Origin of the sequence: Bradyrhizobium sp. SZCCHNR1002 (assembly GCF_032381435.1) — a bacterium.
GTDB classification, from domain to species: domain Bacteria; phylum Pseudomonadota; class Alphaproteobacteria; order Rhizobiales; family Xanthobacteraceae; genus Bradyrhizobium; species Bradyrhizobium aeschynomenes.
The window spans coordinates 59,863-78,551 of record NZ_JAUHIS010000004.1 but is presented as its reverse complement, the minus strand read 5'-3'; the positions used below and the strand labels follow the sequence as shown (position 1 = coordinate 78,551).

General features: G+C 66.0%; 15 protein-coding genes. 6 read left to right on the top strand and 9 right to left on the bottom strand.

Going from position 1 to position 18,689, the window contains the following annotated elements:
• Positions 1-30 precede the first annotated feature (30 nt).
• The 3 genes from QX108_RS20050 to QX108_RS20040 form a co-directional block, all read right to left on the bottom strand.
• A complete protein-coding gene (locus tag QX108_RS20050) occupies positions 31-2,379 on the bottom strand; it encodes a bifunctional salicylyl-CoA 5-hydroxylase/oxidoreductase (protein WP_315782859.1) in 2,349 nt (782 codons plus the stop codon).
• Positions 2,380-2,466: 87 nt separating this feature from the next.
• Positions 2,467-3,303 (bottom strand): enoyl-CoA hydratase family protein, encoded by an 837-nt coding sequence (locus QX108_RS20045; RefSeq protein WP_315782861.1) that lies wholly within the window; start codon positions 3,301-3,303, stop codon positions 2,467-2,469.
• Between the two features lie 42 nt (positions 3,304-3,345).
• A complete protein-coding gene (locus tag QX108_RS20040; protein ID WP_315782863.1) occupies positions 3,346-4,107 on the bottom strand; it encodes an SDR family oxidoreductase in 762 nt (253 codons plus the stop codon).
• 171 nt (positions 4,108-4,278) lie between these two features.
• Here QX108_RS20040 and QX108_RS20035 point away from each other — a divergent pair, with 171 nt between their 5' ends.
• The 5 genes from QX108_RS20035 to QX108_RS20015 are packed head-to-tail and all read left to right on the top strand — an operon-like array spanning position 4,279 to position 9,997.
• Entirely contained in the window at positions 4,279-5,106 is an 828-nt protein-coding gene (locus QX108_RS20035) for an alpha/beta hydrolase (RefSeq protein WP_315782865.1), read from the top strand.
• Complete coding sequence (locus QX108_RS20030; RefSeq protein WP_315782867.1) at positions 5,103-6,389, top strand: acyl-CoA dehydrogenase family protein; 1,287 nt, start codon at positions 5,103-5,105, stop codon at positions 6,387-6,389. The genes QX108_RS20035 and QX108_RS20030 overlap by 4 nt, the downstream gene beginning before the upstream one ends.
• A gap of 3 nt (positions 6,390-6,392) precedes the next feature.
• Complete coding sequence (locus QX108_RS20025; RefSeq protein ID WP_315782869.1) at positions 6,393-7,907, top strand: class I adenylate-forming enzyme family protein; 1,515 nt, start codon at positions 6,393-6,395, stop codon at positions 7,905-7,907.
• A gap of 12 nt (positions 7,908-7,919) precedes the next feature.
• Entirely contained in the window at positions 7,920-9,014 is a 1,095-nt protein-coding gene (locus QX108_RS20020; RefSeq protein ID WP_315782871.1) for an NAD/NADP-dependent octopine/nopaline dehydrogenase family protein, read from the top strand.
• Positions 9,011-9,997: a 3-hydroxybutyryl-CoA dehydrogenase gene (locus QX108_RS20015; protein ID WP_315782873.1), complete on the top strand. Its 987-nt coding sequence runs from the start codon at positions 9,011-9,013 to the stop codon at positions 9,995-9,997. Before QX108_RS20020 ends, QX108_RS20015 begins: the two co-directional genes overlap by 4 nt.
• 1,042 nt (positions 9,998-11,039) lie before the next feature.
• On the opposite strand, the gene QX108_RS20010 is transcribed toward QX108_RS20015, so the two are convergent.
• From QX108_RS20010 to QX108_RS19985, 6 genes are all read right to left on the bottom strand, one after another.
• Entirely contained in the window at positions 11,040-12,086 is a 1,047-nt protein-coding gene (locus QX108_RS20010; RefSeq protein ID WP_315782875.1) for a peptidase M29, read from the bottom strand.
• 33 nt (positions 12,087-12,119) lie between these two features.
• Positions 12,120-12,881, bottom strand: a complete 762-nt coding sequence (locus QX108_RS20005) for an ABC transporter permease (protein WP_315782877.1) — start codon at positions 12,879-12,881, stop codon at positions 12,120-12,122.
• On the bottom strand, positions 12,878-13,654 hold the full coding sequence (locus QX108_RS20000; RefSeq protein WP_315782878.1) for an ABC transporter permease: 777 nt from the start codon (positions 13,652-13,654) through the stop codon (positions 12,878-12,880). The genes QX108_RS20005 and QX108_RS20000 overlap by 4 nt, the downstream gene beginning before the upstream one ends.
• Complete coding sequence (locus QX108_RS19995) at positions 13,651-14,496, bottom strand: ABC transporter ATP-binding protein (RefSeq protein WP_315718990.1); 846 nt, start codon at positions 14,494-14,496, stop codon at positions 13,651-13,653. Before QX108_RS19995 ends, QX108_RS20000 begins: the two co-directional genes overlap by 4 nt.
• A 274-nt stretch (positions 14,497-14,770) precedes the next feature.
• A complete protein-coding gene (ilvD, locus tag QX108_RS19990) occupies positions 14,771-16,477 on the bottom strand; it encodes a dihydroxy-acid dehydratase (RefSeq protein ID WP_315782880.1) in 1,707 nt (568 codons plus the stop codon).
• Positions 16,478-16,501: 24 nt separating this feature from the next.
• Positions 16,502-17,476: an ABC transporter substrate-binding protein gene (locus QX108_RS19985; RefSeq protein ID WP_315718988.1), complete on the bottom strand. Its 975-nt coding sequence runs from the start codon at positions 17,474-17,476 to the stop codon at positions 16,502-16,504.
• A gap of 525 nt (positions 17,477-18,001) precedes the next feature.
• On the opposite strand from QX108_RS19985, the gene QX108_RS19980 reads away from it, so the two are divergent.
• Positions 18,002-18,352 carry a RidA family protein gene (locus QX108_RS19980; protein ID WP_008965519.1) on the top strand — a complete coding sequence of 117 codons (351 nt, stop codon included), beginning with the start codon at positions 18,002-18,004 and terminating at the stop codon, positions 18,350-18,352.
• Positions 18,353-18,689: the final 337 nt, after the last annotated feature.

Sequence of the window (18,689 nt, the reverse complement as noted above, 5' to 3'; positions counted from 1 at the left end):
TCGCACCGGGCGGCAGCGTCGCACAGCGGCTTACTCCGCCGCAAGCGGCTTCGCCGCCTCCGCCTTCAGCTCCGCCCGCGTTTTCGGTTTAGCCTTAATCTTCAGCTCCTCAAAGTCTTGCCGCTCCCGCACGCTGTTGCGGAAGATCTGCTCTTTGCCCGGCAGATATTGCGGCGGACAGAACATGTCGGCGCCATACCAGGCGGCCGCCTTCATGGTGAAGGCGGGATCAACGAGATGCGGGCGACCGAGCGCGACGAGATCGGCGCGGCCGGCAGCGAGGATGGTGTTGACCTGGTCGGCGCTGGTAATGTTGCCGACGCACATGGTCGCGACATGAGCCTCGTTGCGGACCTGGTCGGAGAACGGCGTCTGGAACATGCGGCCGTAGATCGGCCTCGCCTCGCGCACGGTCTGTCCCGTCGAGACGTCGACGAGATCGACGCCTGCTTCGCCGAATGCGCGGGCGATCTGCACCGCGTCGTCGCCGGTGATGCCGCCCTCGGCCCAGTCGGTCGCGGAGATGCGCACCGACATCGGCTTGTGCGCCGGCCACGCCGCGCGCATCGCGGTGAACACTTCCAGCGGGAAGCGCAGCCGGTTCTCCAGCGTGCCGCCGTACTCGTCTGTGCGCTTGTTGGTCAGCGGCGAGATGAAGCTCGCCAGCAGGTAGCCGTGGGCGCAATGCAGCTCGAGCATGTCGAAGCCGCAAGCGTGGCCGCGCTCGGCCGCCGCCACGAAATCCGCCTTGATCGCATTCATCGCAGCCCGATCGAGCTCGCGCGGCACCTGGCTGTCGGGGAAGTACGGCAGCGGCGATGCCGAAACGATGTCCCAGCCGCCCTGCTCCAGCGGACGGTCCATGCCGTCCCACATCAGCTTGGTCGCGCCTTTGCGGCCGGCATGACCGAGCTGCAATGCGAACTTCGCCTTCGAGTTGGCGTGAACGAAATCGACGATGCGTTTCCAGGCCGCTTCCTGCGCGTCGTTCCACAAACCGGCACAGCCGGGCGTGATGCGCGCATCGCGGCTGACGCAGGTCATTTCGGTGAACAGCAGGCCAGCACCGCCGATTGCGCGCGAGCCGTAATGCACCAGATGGAAGTCGCCCGGGACGCCCTCCTCGGCGGAGTACATGCACATCGGCGACAGCACAGCACGATTGGCCAGCGTCATGTCACGCAGCTTGAGCGGCTGGAACATCGGCACCACGGGCTTCTCGACATCGACATCAAAGCCCTTGGCGCGCACCTGGCGTGCAAAAGCCTTGTCGACCTCGGCCACGAAGTCCGGCGCGCGCAGCGTGAGATTGTCGTAGGTGATCGCTTTCGAGCGGGTCATCACGCCGAACGCAAACTGCACGGGATCGAAGTCCCAGAAGCGGTCGACATGCTCGAACCAGACCAGCGACACGTCAGCCGCGTGCTGAGTCTTCTCGACCTCTTCGCGCCGGCCGTGCTCGTAAAGATCCAACGCCGCCGGAATGCTTGGCGCACGCTGCATGGCCTCGGCCAGCGCAATCGCATCCTCCATCGCGAGCTTGGTGCCCGAGCCGATCGAGAAATGCGCTGTCGACTTGGCGTCGCCGAGCAGCACCATGTTGTCCTTGACCCAGCGCTTGTTGCGGATCATCGGGAAATTGCGCCACATCGAGCGGTTGATCAGCAGCGGATGATCGCCGAGGAACCAGCCGAAGATCTCCTTCATGCGGTCGGCGGACTGCCGCTCGTCGAGACCGGTCAGGCCCGCCTTCTCGAAGGTCTCGGGATCGGTCTCGAAGATCCAGGTCGAGTGTCCCGCCTCGTACTGATAGGCGTGCGCGATGAAGGGACCCCACTCCGTCTCCTGGAAGATGAAGGTGAAGGCGTCGAGCGGCTTGGTCGAGCCCATCCACGCGAACTTGTTGGCGCGCAGATCGACCTCGGGCTGGAAGTGATCCACGTACTTCTGACGGAAGCGGCTGTTGATGCCGTCCGACAGAATCATCAGGTCGGCATCCGCAAACTGCGACTCGTCCTCGAGATCGACCTCGAAGTGCAGGGTGACACCGAGCTCGCGGGCCCGCTCCTGAAGAATGCGCAGCAATGTCCGGCGCGAGCAGCCGCAGAAACCATTGCCGCCGACGCGGTGCACCGTGCCGCGGAAGTGCACGGCGATGTCATCCCAGTACGCGAACTCCTGGGTGATACGCTGGTAGCTCGGCAGGTCGTGCTTCTCGAAATTGTCGAGCGTGGCGTCGGAGAACACCACGCCGAAGCCGAACGTGTCGTCGGCGCGGTTGCGTTCGTAGACCGCGATGTCGGCCTTGGGCCGCTGCTTCTTGAGCAATATCGCCGCATAGAGACCGGCAGGTCCGCCGCCGATGATCGCGATCTTCATGAGCGCCTCCACTGGAGAGCCGAGCCAATGGAAATTATTTTAGACCTAAAATATTTCCTGGCAAGCCCCTTCGGTTCCCGCAGCAGCTCAGTTTCCCTGGAAGACCGGCTTCGACTTGGCGGCGAAGGCTTCGAAAGCGCGATTGAAATCCTCTGTTGTCATGCACAAGGCCTGGGCAACTGCCTCCGCCTCGATCGCCTCCTCGACCGACATCGCCCATTCCATGGCCAGCATGCGCTTGGTCATCGTGTTGGCGAAGGTCGGACCATTCGCGATCTCGGTTGCCAACACCACGGCCTGCGCCAGCACGTCGGCAGGCGCGACGATGCGGCTGAAGAAGCCCCAACGCTCGCCCTCCTCCGCGCTCATGAACCGGCCGGTATAGAGCAACTCGGAGGCGCGCGACTGACCGATAATGCGCGGCAGGATCGCGCAGGCTCCCATGTCGCAGCCGGCGAGACCCACCTTGTTGAACAGGAAGGCGACCTTGGCGCCCGTCGCGGCAAGCCGGATATCGGAAGCCATCGCAACGATGGCGCCAGCGCCGGCGCAGATTCCCTCGACCGCCGCGACAACCGGCTGCGGGCAGGCGCGCATCGCTTTGACGAGATCACCGGTCATACGGGTGAAGGCGGTGAGCCCCTTGGTGTCCATCTTCACCAGCGGGCCGATGATCTCGAATACGTCACCGCCGGAGGAGAAATTGCCGCCTGCGCCGGTCACGACAATGGTCTTGACGTCGTCGTCGACGGCGCAGGCGCGGAAGAAGTCGGTCAGCTCCCGATAGCTCTCGAATGTCAGCGGATTCTTGCGCTCCGGACGGTTGAGCGTCACGGTCGCGACCCGATCCTTGACCGTCAGCAGGAAATGGCTCGGCTTGTAGTCGGCCAGCGGCACGGTGACGGAATTGGCGGGCTTCGACATGATGGCTCCCTTTGTACGATTGTTCTGGTTGGACGAGGCGGCTCAGACTTCGCCACCCGCCACTGCGATCGCCTGCCCCGTGATGGCGCCGGCGCCTGTGCCGCACAGCCACAGCACGGTGTCGGCGACCTCCTGAGGCTTAATCAGCCGCCCCTGCGGATTGTGCTTGGCCAGTTCGGCGACCGCCTGCTCACGGCTGCGGCCGGTCTTTTTCATGATGTTGTCGACGCTGTCGGCGACGAGGTCCGTATCGGTGAATCCAGGGCACACGGCGTTGACGGTGACGCCCGTGGCGGCCAGCTCCAGGGCAAGCGATCGCGTCAAGCCGACGACCGCATGTTTTGCAGCCGTGTAGGCGCTGACATAGGGATAGCCCTTGAGGCCCGCGGTCGACGCGACCGCAACGATGCGACCGTAAGGCTGTGCCTTCATCGCCGGCAACACGGCCTGCACGGCGTGCACGACGCCCATGAAGTTGACGTCCATCATGCGGCGGAACAGCGCGGCGTCGGACTTCAGGAACGGCGCGGACTCCGCGCTTCCCGCATTGGCAACCAGGATCGTGATCGGCTGTCGCTCGGCGGCAGCCGCCACCGCCGCCGTCAGCGCCGACTGATCGGCGACGTCGGCGACGGCGGCGTGCTCGGCACAGCCGGACGCGATTGCTTCATCGAGCGTTGCGCGGCTGCGCCCGACGATCGTCACGGTTGCGCCGGCGGACTTCAAAGCGCGCGCGATTTCGCGTCCGATGCCGCGACCGCCGCCCGTCACCATCGCATGTGCTGCTGCGGGCAGTCCGGACATGCGCGCGTCTCCTCTTCTTTTGCCATACGATCGCAGCTCGCAGATTATTTTAAACTTCAAATTTTTGCAACAACACGGCCGAAGCGACTTGACACTCTTGTCGACGCGGCTAGCGTTCGAAGGCCTGGAGCAAGCAGCGTTGCGGCCTCGGGCGCCATCTCGGAGGTCTGCGTGTCCCCGTCGCAAATCCTGACCACGAAGGACGGCCGCTTCGGCTACGAGGCAGCGGGAGCGCCTGATCGGCAGACTCTGGTGTTCCTGCACGGCATCGGCGGCGCGGCGCGCGCCTGGCGCGGTCAGCTTGCGCATTTCGGCGAGCGTTTCCGCGCAGTGGCGTGGGACATGCCGGGCTACGGGCAGTCCGCCAGACTCGACACGGTGAGCATCACCACTCTCGCGGCCGCGCTTCAGAACTTCCTGAACCAGATCGACGCGCGGCAGCCAATCCTGGTCGGCCATTCCATCGGCGGCATGATCACCCAGGAATGGCTGATCACGCATCCGCACGCCGCGGGCGCTGTGGTGTTGGCACAGACCAGCCCGGCGTTCGGCAAGGCTGATGGCGACTGGCAGAAGTCCTTCATCGAGGCGCGCCTCGGGCCACTCGATCGCGGCGCCACGATGGCGTCGCTGGCACCGGATCTCGTGAAAGAGCTGGTCGGCGACGATGCCGACCCCGCCGGTCTCGACCTTGCGACATCCTGCATGGCCGGCGTTCCCGAGGCGAGCTACCGCGCCAGCATGCTGGCGCTGCTCGGCTTCGACCGGCGGCAGGCGCTCAAGGAGATCAAGGTGCCGACGCTGGTGCTCTCGGGCTCCAGGGATCGCAATGCGCCGGCGCCGATGATGGAGAAGATGGCGAGCTTCATTCCAGGCGCTGAGTATGTCGAGCTTGAAGGTGCCGGTCATCTCGTCAATCTCGAACGTCCCGGCGAATTCAACGCTGCGCTCGACTCCTTTCTGAAATCACACGCCACGACAACTGCGGAGGCACGATGACCATCCAGGTGCAGAAGACGGCGACGACCTCCGGCGAAGCGCTCGACGCGCCGATGTTCGATCCGGCCGCCTACCGGCTCACGGCCGAACAGGCTGATATCATCACCCGCGCCCGGCAACTCGGCCAGAGCGTGCTGGCGGGACGTGCCGCGACGTGGGATCGCGAGGCGAGCTTTCCGACCGAGAACTACAAGGATCTGCATCGCGCCGGCCTGCTCGGCATCTCCGTACCCAAGACGCAGGGCGGTCTCGGCGCCGGCTATCAGACCTACGCGCTTGCGGCGGCCGAGATCGGCCGCTATTGCGGCGCCACGGCGCTCACCTGGAACATGCACGTCTGCTCGACGCTGTGGTCGGGGCCGCTCGCCGACGATCTCGACATGGAGGACGGCGTCCGCGCCGAGCACGAGCGGCGGCGCGCGATCCACTACAAGCGCATCGTCGAGAACGGCGCGATCTATTCGCAGCCATTCTCGGAGGGCGGCGCGGCGGCTGCGGGCGGCGTCGCGTTCGGCACCGAGGCAAAGCCGGTCGACGGCGGCTGGCTGGTCAGCGGCAAGAAGATCTTCGCCTCGCTGGCCGGACATGCTGATTATTACGGCGTGCTTTGCACCGAGGTCAGCGAAGGCGAGAAGGCGTCTCGCCGCAACACGCTCTATCTCGCCGTCCCCGCGCAGACCAAAGGGGTCTCTGTGGTCGGCGACTGGGATCCGCTGGGCATGCGCGGCACGGTCTCGCGCACGCTGCTGTTCAAGGACGTGTTCGTAGACGAGGATGCGGCGCTGATGCCGCGCGGCGTCTACTTCCAGGCGGCGATGCGCTGGCCACACATGTTCATGACCTTGTCGCCCACCTATATGGGCCTGGCGCAGGCCGCCTACGACTTCACCGTCAAATATCTGCGCGGCGAGGTGCCGGGCATGCCGCCGGTCAAGCGGCGGATGTACCCCACCAAGCAGATCGCGGTGGCGCAGATGCAGATCAAGCTGGAGCAGATCAAGGGCATCTGGTTCCAGGCCGTGACCGAGGCGCGCGCCAATCCGACCAAGGAGCAGGTGCTGCGCGCCTACGCGGCGCAATACTCGGTCATGGAAGGTGCCAACGAGCTCGCCGCGCTCGCGATCCGCACCTGCGGCGGGCAGTCGATGCTGAAGACCTTGCCGCTGGAGCGCATCTATCGCGACAGCCGCTGCGGCTCGCTGATGCTGCCCTGGACGGCCGAGCTTTGCCTCGATCGCATCGGCCGCGAGGCGCTGTACGAGCCCGGCGAGACGGACGAATAGAGCGTGGACCTCTGCAGCCTGATCGAGCGCAACGCCGCGTTCACGCCGGACAAGCCGGCGATCCGCTTCGAAGGCGCGACGCTGACCTACGCCGACTTCAGCACGCGCATCGCGTCGATGGCGCGGGCGCTGAAATCCGAGTTCGGCGTCGGGCGCGGTGATCGTGTCGCGATCCTCAGCCTGAACCGGCCGGACTATCTGGTCCTGCTCTATGCCTGCGCGCGGCTCGGCGCGATCATGGTGCCGCTGAACTGGCGGCTCGCGGTGGCCGAGCAGGTCTTCATCCTGTCGGACGCCGCCACCAAGGTGCTGGTGCTGGAGCAGGCCTTTGCGCCGGTGCTGCCGGCGCTCGCGGAGCAGCATCCCGAGACAGTACCGGTCGGTGTCGACTTCACGCCGGCCAACGGTCTGGCGATCGATGAACTGATCGCCCGCGGTCACGGCGATGATCGCAATCCGCACATCGATCTCTCCTGCCCGCTGCTGATCGTCTACACCTCGGGCACCACGGGACGGCCGAAGGGCGCGGTGCTGCGGCAGGAGGCGCTGCTGTGGAACGGGGTGATGAGCCAGCACATGCACGGCCTCACCTCGGACGATCACGTGCTGACGGTGCTGCCGCTGTTTCATGTCGGCGGCCTCAACATCCAGACCACGCCGGCGCTGCATCACGGCGCCACGGTCACTTTGCATGCGCGCTTCACGCCGGATACCACGCTCGCGGCGATCGTCCACGAGCGGCCGACATTGACGGTGCTGGTGCCGGCAACCATCCAGGCCGTCACCGAGCACCCCGACTGGGCGGCTGCGGACCTCTCCTCGCTCAAGGCCGTCTCGACCGGATCGAGCATCGTGCCGCCGGCGCTGATCGATCGCATCACCGCGCGCGGCGTGCCGGTGTTGCAGGTCTATGGCTCGACCGAGACCTGTCCGATCGCGGTCTATACGAGGCTGGGCGGTGACCTCTCCCGTGTCGGCTCCACGGGCCTGCCGGGGCTGTGCTGCGAGGCCAGGATCATCGACAAGGACGGCGATGAACTCCCGGCCGGCAAGGCGGGCGAGATCGCGGTGCGCGGGCCCAATTTGTTCTTCGAATATTGGGGCAACGCCAAAGCCACGCAGCAGGCAATTCACGACGGCTGGTACCGCACCGGCGACATCGCACAGCGCGATGCGGACGGGTACTTCTTCGTGCTCGAGCGCAAGAACAACATGATCATCTCGGGCGGCGAGAATGTCTATCCCGCCGAGATCGAGCGCGTGCTCGGCGAGCATCCCGACGTCATGGATTGCGGCGTGATCGGCCGGCCCGATCCGCGCTGGGACGAGGTGCCGGTGGCCTTCGTCGTCAAGCGCAAGGACTGCGCGCTGGACGCGGAGACGTTGCGCGCGCATCTGCAGGCGCAGCTCGCGCGCTACAAGGTGCCGCGCGACATCGTCTTTGTCGACGATCTGCCGCGCACCGCGCTCGGCAAGGTGCAGCACCATCTGCTGCGCCAGAGGCCGGATGACCGATAGGGAGATGTGCTCTTGAAAATAGCAGTGCTCGGCGGCGGCAATGGCTCGTTCGCGGCCGCGGGTGATTTCGCCCTTGCAGGCCACGAGGTCCGGTTCTGGCGCCGTGATGCGGACGCCGTGGCGCAGCACAGAGCGGCGGGCTCGACCATCATCGTCAAGGACGTCAGCGGCCGGCATGAAGCGAAGCTTGCGCTGGTCACGACCGATATCGGCGAGGCCGTCCGGGGCGCCGAGCTGATCCTGTGTCCGGCGCCGGCGTTCGCGCAAGGCGACATCGCGAAACAGCTCGCGCCGCATCTCGCCGATGGACAGGTCGTATTCCTGCCGCCGGCGACGTTCGGCACGATGATCTTCGCGGCAGCCGCGCGTGACGCCGGCAACAAGGCCCAGGTCGGCTATGCCGAGACCGGTACCCTGCCCTGGCTGACGCGCAAGCACGGGCCGTTCGAGGTTGCGATCACCATTCGCGCCAAGCGCCTGCCAGTCGGCGTGTTTCCGCTGAAGACGGCCGACCATGCGCTCGCCGTGATCGGCAAGGCGTTCCCCGGTGTGATCGAGCCGTGCGGCGATGCGCTGTCGGGCGCGCTGATGAATGCCGGCTGCATCATCCATCCGCCGCTGATCGTGATGAATGCCGGTCCGATCGAGCATTTCGAGCGCTGGGACATCCACAAGGAAGGCACGCAGCCCTCGATCCGCCGCGTGACCGACGCGCTCGACGCGGAGCGGATCGCGTTGCGCGAGGCGCTCGGCTATGGCGCGCCGCATTTTCCGCTGGCGCATCACTACGCCAAGGAGGGCGAGATCTGGATGTACGGCCGCGGCTCGCATGATCGGCTCACGGACTCCGGTGACTGGCGTGAGCGGCTGGTGCTGACGGAGCATCGCTACATGCGCGAGGATCTTCGGCTCGGCCTGTCGTTCCTGATCTCGGTCGCCGCACTGACCGGCACGGCCGTGCCGCTCGCCCGCGCGTTCCTGGCGATCGGGGGCGCGATCTGTGGTGAGGATTTCATGGCGACGGGCCGCACGCTCACGAGCCTCGGCTTCGGGGGGCTCGATCGGGCCGCGCTGCAGGCGCTGCTGCGCGACGGGTTCGTGGCATGAGCGCGCGCGGTCACATCGCATGTCTTGGCGCTGGCCGCATGGGCCGCGGCATCGCCGTGGCGTTCGCCTATGCCGGCCATCCCGTGACGATGATCGACATCAAGCCGCGCTCGGCCGAGGAGTTCGCCAAGCTCGAGCGCGAGGCGCTCGGCGAGATCAGCGCGACGTTCGCGACATTGGCGCGGCTCGGGATGCTGCAGGCTGCCGATGCTGACAAGCTGATGGCCAAAGTCACCGTCGCACCAGCCAGCGCGAGCAGCGATGTGCTGGCGCAGACGACGCTCGTCTTTGAAGGCGTGCCGGAGATCGTCGACCTCAAGCGCGAGGTGTTGGCTGCGGCCTCGCGCGCCGTGGCGTCGGACGTCATCATCGCCTCGACCACATCGACGATCCTGGTCGATGATCTCTCCGGCGCAATCGAGAAGCCTGAGCGCTTCCTCAACGCGCACTGGCTCAATCCGGCCTATCTGATCCCGCTGGTCGAGATCTCTCCGGGCAAGGCCACCGATCCCGAGATCACGGCGCGGCTGAAGGCGCTGCTGGAAGGCATCGGCAAGGTGCCGGTGGTGTGCGCGGCGACGCCGGGCTTCATCGTGCCGCGCATCCAGGCGCTCGCGATGAACGAGGCGGCGCGGATGGTCGGCGAAGGCGTCGCCAGCGCCGAGGAGATCGACAAGGCGATCCGCTACGGTTTCGGTTTCCGCTACGCGGTGCTCGGCCTGCTCGAATTCATCGACTGGGGCGGCGGCGACATTCTCTACTACGCGAGCCGCTATCTCGAAGGCGCACTGGGCAGCGATCGGTACCGCGCGCCCGGGGTGATCGAGCGCAACATGGCCGAGGGGCGCATCGGCCTGCGCACCGGCGCGGGGTTCCTCGACTATTCGGGGATGGATGTGAGCGCCTATCGCGAGCAGCGGCTTGGGGCGTTGGTCGAGATGCTCAGGCATTTCAAGCTGGCCCGGCCGCCGGTGGTGGAGTGAGGATCGCGCATACCGGTCTGTAGGGTGGGCAAAGGCGCTTGGCACGCTGCAGATCGTAAGCTGAGCTCTCTCGCGCCGTGCCCACCATCGCGCTCGGCATCCGCGGATGCATGGTGGGCACGGCGCCATCACCAGCTGAAATCCGAGACGCAGCACGGCAGCGCCTTTGCCTACCCTAGTGCAGCTTCGCACGCCGCTCTTGTCTTGTCGTCGTGGCTTGCATCGACACACTCCGCCGTCGTCCCGGCCTTGAGCCGGGACCCATACCCCCAGGGAGCGGATTGAGGCAGGCTGGTCATTGGCTTTTGTGCCCTTCACATCTGCCGCGGAGTATGGATCCCGGATCGGCGCCGCGCATTGCGCGTCACGGCTTGTCCGGGACGACAGGGTGGGTGCAGAAGCATTTACGGTTCAAACAGCGGCCTGCATGAGATCGCCTTCTCGCAGCGCAACGCGCCCGAGGTCTGCGGTCAGCTCGGCCCTCGCGAGCATGCAGAGGGCGCAGGGAATGCCGGGTGACGACCTCACCCATGGCCCGCCTGCGGAAAAGAATGCAGGCGGCAGGTACCACAGGCAAAGCCGAAACACGCCGGCATTCCCTGCGCGATGGTCTTCACGCTTATACGCAGTCTCCCTGGTGCGCCGGGCTTGTTGGCCACCATGCCGCGACAAGGCTTGCGCCTTGCCCGGGTGACACCAGCTTCGGGGTGTCAGGACGCTGCGACTTCGCGTCCGCAATCGATCGTTCGTCCGCGCCCTCGCGAGAGGACGCTGCGATCTCTCGCGGCCATCGCTCCCCGCCTCGCGTGTCGTGACGATCGCGCGCAACGCCCCTCCGCAGTGAGGCGGGATGGCGAGAGAGAACCATGTTTTCCGAAAAATAGCAAGACAATTCCTATTTACGGAAGACAAATGATTTCTGTCTCGGCGCTTGTCATTTGGGCCAGCCCGCCACCATGATGAAGGTGCGCTCTCCTCCCCCCTCGCGGGAGGGAAGCGCACTACCGTCGCGGCAGCAGCTCGCCAGCAAATGCGCAGGCCTCTACCCGAACACGTCCTGCAGCACGCCGTCCTTGATCACGGCCACCCCATCCAGCTCGATCGTGGTGCCCATCATCGGCAAATCAAAATGCCCTGCCGTGTAGCGGCCGGCGAATTCGTTGGCGCCGGTGGAGAACAGGAAGTTGCCGGGGACGGCGCGCAGCTCGGTGCCGTTGGTGTCGCGCTGGTCGTACATGGTCAGCGCTTCGTAGCGCGCGCCGGGGTTCATGCCCCAGCCGACATGCGACACGGCATAGGCTTCGCGATCGCCCCAGGACGCGAGATAGGCGCGCATCATCGCAGCATCGGCACCCTCGCCTTCCAGGTTCGTGATGTAGTCGTCGCGCATGGTCATGGTGACAGGCGAGCTCAGATAGCGCTTGAAGGTGAGGTTGATGTCGCCGGGCGCCATCACGATGGAGCCGTTGACCGAGCCGCTCTTGGGGAAACTGACGACGATGCCGCCCGGCCAGTGCGCGAGCGTGCCGGGACGATCGGTCCAGCCCCAGACGCCGACCGTCGAGGCGCCCTCCATGATGACGTCGAGATCGGTCCCCGCCTTGGAGGTCACGCGCATGCGCTTGGTGCCGCGCAGCATCTTGGCGGCGGCGCGGACGCGCTTCTCCAGCACTGCATCGGGCCGCATGCGCTCGAGCGCCTCCGGGTGCTCATTGGAGATCACGAGAATGCGCGCGCCGGCCTTGAGGATCTCCGGCGTCTCCACCGCATGCATCAGGCCTTCGATGGTGCAGTCGACGACGAAGCCGGCCTGCTGTAGCGCCGTCACGACGGGGCCGAGCTTGCCGATCGCCTCCGACGCGCCGGTCGAGCGCACCGGGACCGGATGGCGGTTGCGCGGCGTCGGCACCACCACATGGAACGGCCGCGCGCCCATGCGCAGCAGCGCCAGCTCGGCGATGTGGACGTTGAGCGGACGCGACTGCGTCTCCGACAGGATGGCGGCGGTGTCGCCCGCCTTCACCGCGCAGCGCTCGAAGATCTCGCAGAATGCGTCGATCCATTTCGCCTCGATGCGATCCGCCAGCATGGTCGTTCTCCCGATGATCGTTCGTTGTGTTTATCAGACTGAGGGGAAGCCGCGCAGCAGATAGGCGCGCAGGCCCTGCAGCAGGGCGTTGAGAATGAGGCCCAGCAGCGAGATCGTGATCAGCGGCACGAACATGTCGACCGCCTGGAAGGTGCGCGCGGCCGTGACCAGCACATGGCCGAGCCCGTCGGTCGAAGTGATCATCTCGGCCAGGAACACCACGATGCAGGAGATCACGAGGCCGATGCGGCAGCCGGTGAGGATCGAGGGCATCGCCGCCGGCAGCACCACCTTCCACAGCACGTCCCGCGGCGGCGTGCCGGCGGCGAGCGCGGACCAGATCAGCTTCTGCTCGACGGTGGTGGCACCGTAATAGGTCGACAGCAGGATCGGAAACAGCGCGTCGGCCGCCACCAGCATGATCTTGGATTCGTGGCCGAAGCCGAGCAACAGCAGGAACGCGGGATAGAGCGCGACCTTCGGCAGCGGGGCCAGCACGCGGACGATCGGCTTGACGGCGGCGTTGATGGGCGGGCTCACCGCCGCGGCAATTCCCAGGGAAACACCGAGCACCACGGCAATCGCAAAGCCCGCGAACAGCCGGAACAGCGTCGCCACGATGTCCTGCTGGAAGGTGACGCTGGAGAGCTGCTGGCCCATGCGCAGGAACACCTGGCCCGGCGGCGGCAGCAGGGTGGGCGGCGCGTAGCCGAACGACACCAGCGCCTGCCACAGCAGCAGGACCAGCACGATCGGCGCGGCGCCCAGCAGGATATCGTTGGAGGTGCGCGTCATGAGAAGCTCAAGGGCATGTCGAACTGCGGCTCGGACCAGCGCACCAGCCAGCGCCTGACAATCTCGAACGCCGCATCGAGGCAGATGCCCATGGCGCCGATGATGATGATCATCGCAAACACGGTGTCGTACTGGCCCATGTCCAGCGCGTTGAACAGGATGTTCCCGGCGCCGGACTGCCGCGCGATCATCTCGCTGGTCACCATCGTGATCAGCGCCAGCACGAGCCCGGTACGGCAGCCGGTGAGAATCTCCGGCAACGCCGCGGGAAGCACGATGCGCAGCAGACGCTCGGGCGGCGACAGTCCCATCGCCGCCCCCGACCACAGCATCTTCTCCTCGACGGCCTTGGCGCCTTCGAAGCTGTGATAGATCACCGGCAGGCTGACGCCGAGGAAGATCACCAGCGTCTTGGAGACGTCGCCGACGCCGAGCCACAGCATGATGATCGGCATCAGGGCCGCCTTCGGCACCGGGTAGATCAGCATCAGCAGCGGATTGAAGAACGCCGCCGTCGTCCGGCTGCGGCCCATCAACAGTCCCAGCGGAATCGCGAACGAAAGCGCCAGCGCGAAGCCGATCGCCATCCGCCGCAGCGAGGCCAGGATGTTGATCAGCGATTCCTTGTCGGAGAGGATCGGCGGAATCGCGCGCAGCGAGTCCAGCGCAGTCGGGAAGCTGTCGTTCTTCAGCCCCAGCGAGGCGAACTGCCAGGCGAGCAGCAGGCCGCAGCAGGCCAGCACCGGCGCGAGCGGCTTCCAGAGCCCGTTCATGACGGCAGCTCGTTGTCGCCTGACGCGTCGAACATGCGCTCGATCTCGACGATGTATTTCTGATAGCGCGGGTCGAGCAGCAGCTCCTCGCGGCGGCGCGGCCGCGGCAGGTCGATGTCGATGACCTCGCGGATGCGCCCCGGCGAGCGCGACATCATCACGACCTTGTCGGACAGGAACACCGCCTCCTCGACCGAGTGGGTGACGAACAGCACGGTCTTGCGGTCGCGCTCCCAAATGTCGAGCAGGTCGTTCTGCAGCCGGGTGCGCGTGTGCGCGTCGAGCGCGCCGAACGGCTCGTCCATCAGCAGCACCTCGGGGCCGTAGGCGAGCGTGCGCGCCAGGGCGACGCGCTGCTTCATGCCGCCGGAAAGCTCCTTGGGATAGAACTTCTCGAAGCCGGTGAGGCCCACCATGGCGAGCAATGTTCGCGCGAGGGCCGCGGCCTTCGCTGGCTTCATGCCCTGCTGCAGCGGGCCATACATCACGTTGCCGAGCACGCTCTTCCAGGGAAACAACGCGAACTCCTGGAACACCGGGCCGCGATCGGTGCCGGGACCGGTGATCGGCTTGCCCTTCATCTTCGCCGTGCCGCTGGTGGGGCTCACGAAGCCGCCGACGATGTAGAGCAAGGTCGACTTGCCGCAGCCGGAGGGACCGAGAATCGAGACGAAGGCCCCCTCGCCCACCGTCAGCGAAATATCCGACAGCGCGGTATGGTCGCGGCGCGACGACGTCTTGAACACCTGCGAGACGTGATCGATCTCGATGATCGGTGTGGCCGCACGGCGGCCGAGCGGGACGCCCGCGAGCTGGCCAGGTCGGATCGGGGTCACGCCCATGTCGGCTTCTCTTTCCGATGCAGCACGCGGAAGGGCTCCAAATGATCAGGTATGACGGAATGCCGCAGATATGCGCCTTCGACCATAGACGATCGCAGTTTTGTGCTGGTCTCTCTCCACGTCGTCATGGCCGGGCTTGTCCCGGCCATGACGGAGTAAACCAACTAGCAGGATTGTTCGTCGCGACAGTCGGGATTCCCATATGTCTACCCTGCGAAATGACGGGGTGCTGAGAGATTAGCAAGAAGCCTGCCAATCGTCGCCCCATCGCCGCTCATTGCTGCTCCTGATCGAACCACGGCCATTCGGCAGGTCCCTCATGCGTGACCGCTCCGAGCGGCGCCTGTCCGACCAGCTTGGCGTATTTGGCCAGCGCTCCCGCGCGGTGCCGCGGCGGCCGTTGCGTCCAGGCCTTATGGCGCGAAGCGAGTTCGTTATCATCGAGCAGAAGGTCGAGCGTGCGCGCTTTCGCATCGATACGGATCGGATCACCGTCCTTCACCAGCGCGAGCGGGCCACCGACGAAAGCCTCCGGGGACACATAGCCGATGCACATGCCGCGGGTGGCGCCGGAGAAGCGGCCGTCCGTGATCAGGGCGACCTTCTCGCCCATGCCCTGGCCGTAGATCAGCGCGGTGACGCCGAGCATCTCGCGCATGCCGGGGCCGCCCACCGGGCCCTCGTTGCGGATGATCAGCACCTCGCCGGCCTGATAGTTGCGCGCGCGCACGGCGGCGACGCAGGCCTCCTCGTCCTCGAACACCCGCGCGCGGCCCTCGAACACCAGGCTCTTCAGCCCGGCGACCTTGATCACGGCGCCATCGGGCGCGAGGTTGCCCTTGAGCACGGCGACGCCGCCATCCGCCATCATCGGCTTGTCCGGGTGAAAGACGATCTCGCCGTCAGGCGCGTTGGCCGAACCATATTCCTCGGCGAGCGTGCGGCCCGTGACCGTTATGCAGGAGCCGTCGATGTGCCCGCTCTCGATCAGCGCGCGGATCACCACGGCCGCACCGCCGATGTCGTAGACGTCCTTGGCAGTGTACTTGCCGCCCGGCCTGAGATTGCCGATCAGCGGTGTCCGCGAAAACACCGCGCCGACATCGTCCAGCGTGAAGCGGATGCCGGCCTCGTTGGCGATGGCCGGCAGATGCAGCGCGGCATTGGTCGAGCCGCCGGTGGCCGCGACGATGGCGGCGCCGTTCTCCAGCGCCTTTCGCGTGACGATGTCGCGCGGCAGTGGACCGCCCTTCGCCAGCATCTGCATGATCAGCCGCCCGGCCTGCCGCGCGACATGAGCGCGCTCGGCATAGACGCCGGGGATCATCGAGACGTTGGGCATCGACAGGCCCATCGCCTCCGACAGCATGCCCATGGTGTTGGCGGTGAACTGTCCGGCGCAGGCGCCGATCGTCGGCAGGCAAGACAGCTCGATGCCGCGCAATGTCTGCTCGTCGATCTCCCCGGTCATGTAGCTGCCGACCGCTTCATACGAGTCGAGCACCGTGAGCGTTCGCCCCTCGAACTTGCCCGGAAGCGCGCTGCCGCCATAGATGAAGATGGAGGGCACGTTGCAGCGAACCATGCCCATCATGACGCCGGGCAAGGTCTTGTCGCAGCCGCCGAAGCCGATCAGCGCGTCATAAGCGAGGCCGTGGACCACGGCCTCGATCGAGTCGGCGATCAGCTCGCGCGAGAACAGAGAGAACTTCATTCCCTCATGGTTCATGCTGATGCCGTCGGAGACCGAGACGGTCGCGAACTCGCGCGGCGTGCCGCCGGCCTCGGAGATTCCCGTCTTGGCCGCGTCGACCTGGAAGTCGTGCGTCATGTTGCAGGGCGTCTGCTCGCCCTTCTGGCTGACGACGCCGATCATCGGCTTGGCGATGTCGGCATCATCCAGCCCCATCGCGCGCATGAAGGCGCGGTGCGGGGCGCGATCGAGCCCCTCCACCGTCACGCGCGAGCGCAGCTTCTTCATCGACCTCGTGCTCCGCGTGGCGCCCTACTGGATCGGCGCGACGATCGTCGGATGCTTGAACTGGGCGACGTCGAGCTTCGGCAGCATGCCGGTCTCGGCATAGATGTCGAGCATCTTCTGGATCGCCGGGAAGTTCGGCGCGGCCACGGGATCACGGCCGAAATCATTGTCCTTGAGCAGATAGGTATCGATCACGGCGACCGGCGCCTTCATCACCTCGGACACGACCTTCAGCGTCTCGTCGCGGTTCGCCAGCGCCTTCTTCATGCCGGCGGTGATGTCGCGGACATAGGCTTTCACCAGCTCCGGATTCTTGTCGACGAAATCGGCGCGGCAGGCCTCCAGGATGTGGACGATGTTCGGCATCGCCTCCGACAGCGAGAACAGCTTGCGGGTGCCGCCCTTGGCCTCCGCGCGCGCAGCGAACGGCTGGTTCATGTTGACGGCATCGACGCGGCCCTGGCGCAGCGCGTCCTCCGACACGGCGAAGCCGACCTCGACCAGCTTGATGTCCTTGGCCGGATCGAGCCCGGCCTGCTTCAACAGCATGTTGAACGGCCCCTGCGTGCCGCCGCCGATCACGGAGATGCCGACCGTCTTGCCCTTGAGGTCGGCGATGGTCTTGATCGGCGAGTCGTCCTTGACCGCCCAATAGACCGAGAAGCCACCCGGCTTCTCATAGACGTGCTGGGCGACGATGTAGGCCTTGAGCCCGCCGCCGACGACCCCGTTCGACAGCGACAGCGGCGCCTGGGTCGCGCAGTCGAGCGCGCCGGCAGCCAGCGCCTGGGTCATCGGTGCCGTGCCCTGGAACTGGGTCCATTCGATGTTGTAGGTCTTGCCGAGATCCGGAAATTCGCTCGGGCGCTTCATCATCCAGTACTTGGATTCCTCCGCCGGAATGGTCCAGCCGACGCGGATCGTCTGCTGAGCAAAGCTGGACCCTGCACTCGTCGCCAACGTCATCGCCGCCAGCGCCAGCATTAACCGTTTCCGCATCACGCCCCTCCGCCTTGTCATAAGACCAACCTCGCTGAGAATGTTTCATGTCTCAAATATCGGTGCAAGCGCGGAAAACGCCCCATGCGTGCCTGCCCCATGGGCAGGGCTGCTGTGCAACGCGGTGAAGCCCATCACCGGCAGATGCCGCTGCCCGTGTGCTGTACGCACCTTGGCAACGCAAGGTCGTGTGTCTGATCGCGTGGCGCAGCAATTGCGCACGACGTCACGCCGGCTGTGAGCTGCATGGTTCGAGACGCGTCGCGAGCGGCGCCGCTCGCCATGAGGAGAGGGATTGCGCCGGAGGGCGGATGAATGCGCCGCGAATTGCAACTCGTCCTCAGCCGCGTCCTGGCCTGAAGCGGGCGTCTCACAGGACAGAGGGCCCATTGCCGGCCGAGGCTTCGTACGGGTGGGCTGGGGACAGGCTCATTTGCGATCCCTGCGCTGCCTCAGCCGACTGGCGCTGCCGCGCTGCACGCGCTAGGGAGAGGCCCCGATTTGATCTTTTGAGGAGTTCTCTCGATGTCCATCCAGCGTTTCGAAGTCGGCCCGCGCATGAGCCAGGTCGTCGTGCACGGCAATACCGTCTATCTGGCGGGCGTGGTCGCGCAGAAGACCGCCGGCGAGAGCGTCACCAAGCAGACCGAGGAGATCCTCTCCATCATCGACGGCCATCTCGCCAAGGCCGGTACCGACAAGACCAAGCTGCTGTCGGCCACGATCTACCTCACCGACATCAAGACCTTCGGCGAGATGAACGCGGTGTGGGACGGCTGGGTCTCGGCCGGCAACACGCCGGCCCGCGCCACGGTCGAGGCCGGGCTCGCCGCGCCGCAATACACGGTCGAGATCATGGTGATCGCGGCGAAGTAAGTTGAACGGCCGCCGCGGTCCTATGTGGTGTCGCGGCGGCCGGTGTTGCGATTGAGCGGATCGCGCCGTTCACGCGTCAGCCCTTCCGGCAGCACCGGTTCGGTCCCCGGAAGCGGCTCGGCGCGAACATCGGCGCCCCACTGCTCCTGCTGTCGGGGCGTCGTCGCGTCCAAAGGTCTCCTGTTCGGAAGTGACCTCGCAGCAATGATGTCGTGTAGCGGCCGTTCCCAATGCGCCGCGCCGCTGCTCTACAACGACTCTGAAGCGGCGTCGTTCTAGAGCATGATGTGCTTATTGCATCATGACGGCATGACGCACCTTTTCGATCCCGCAGCGC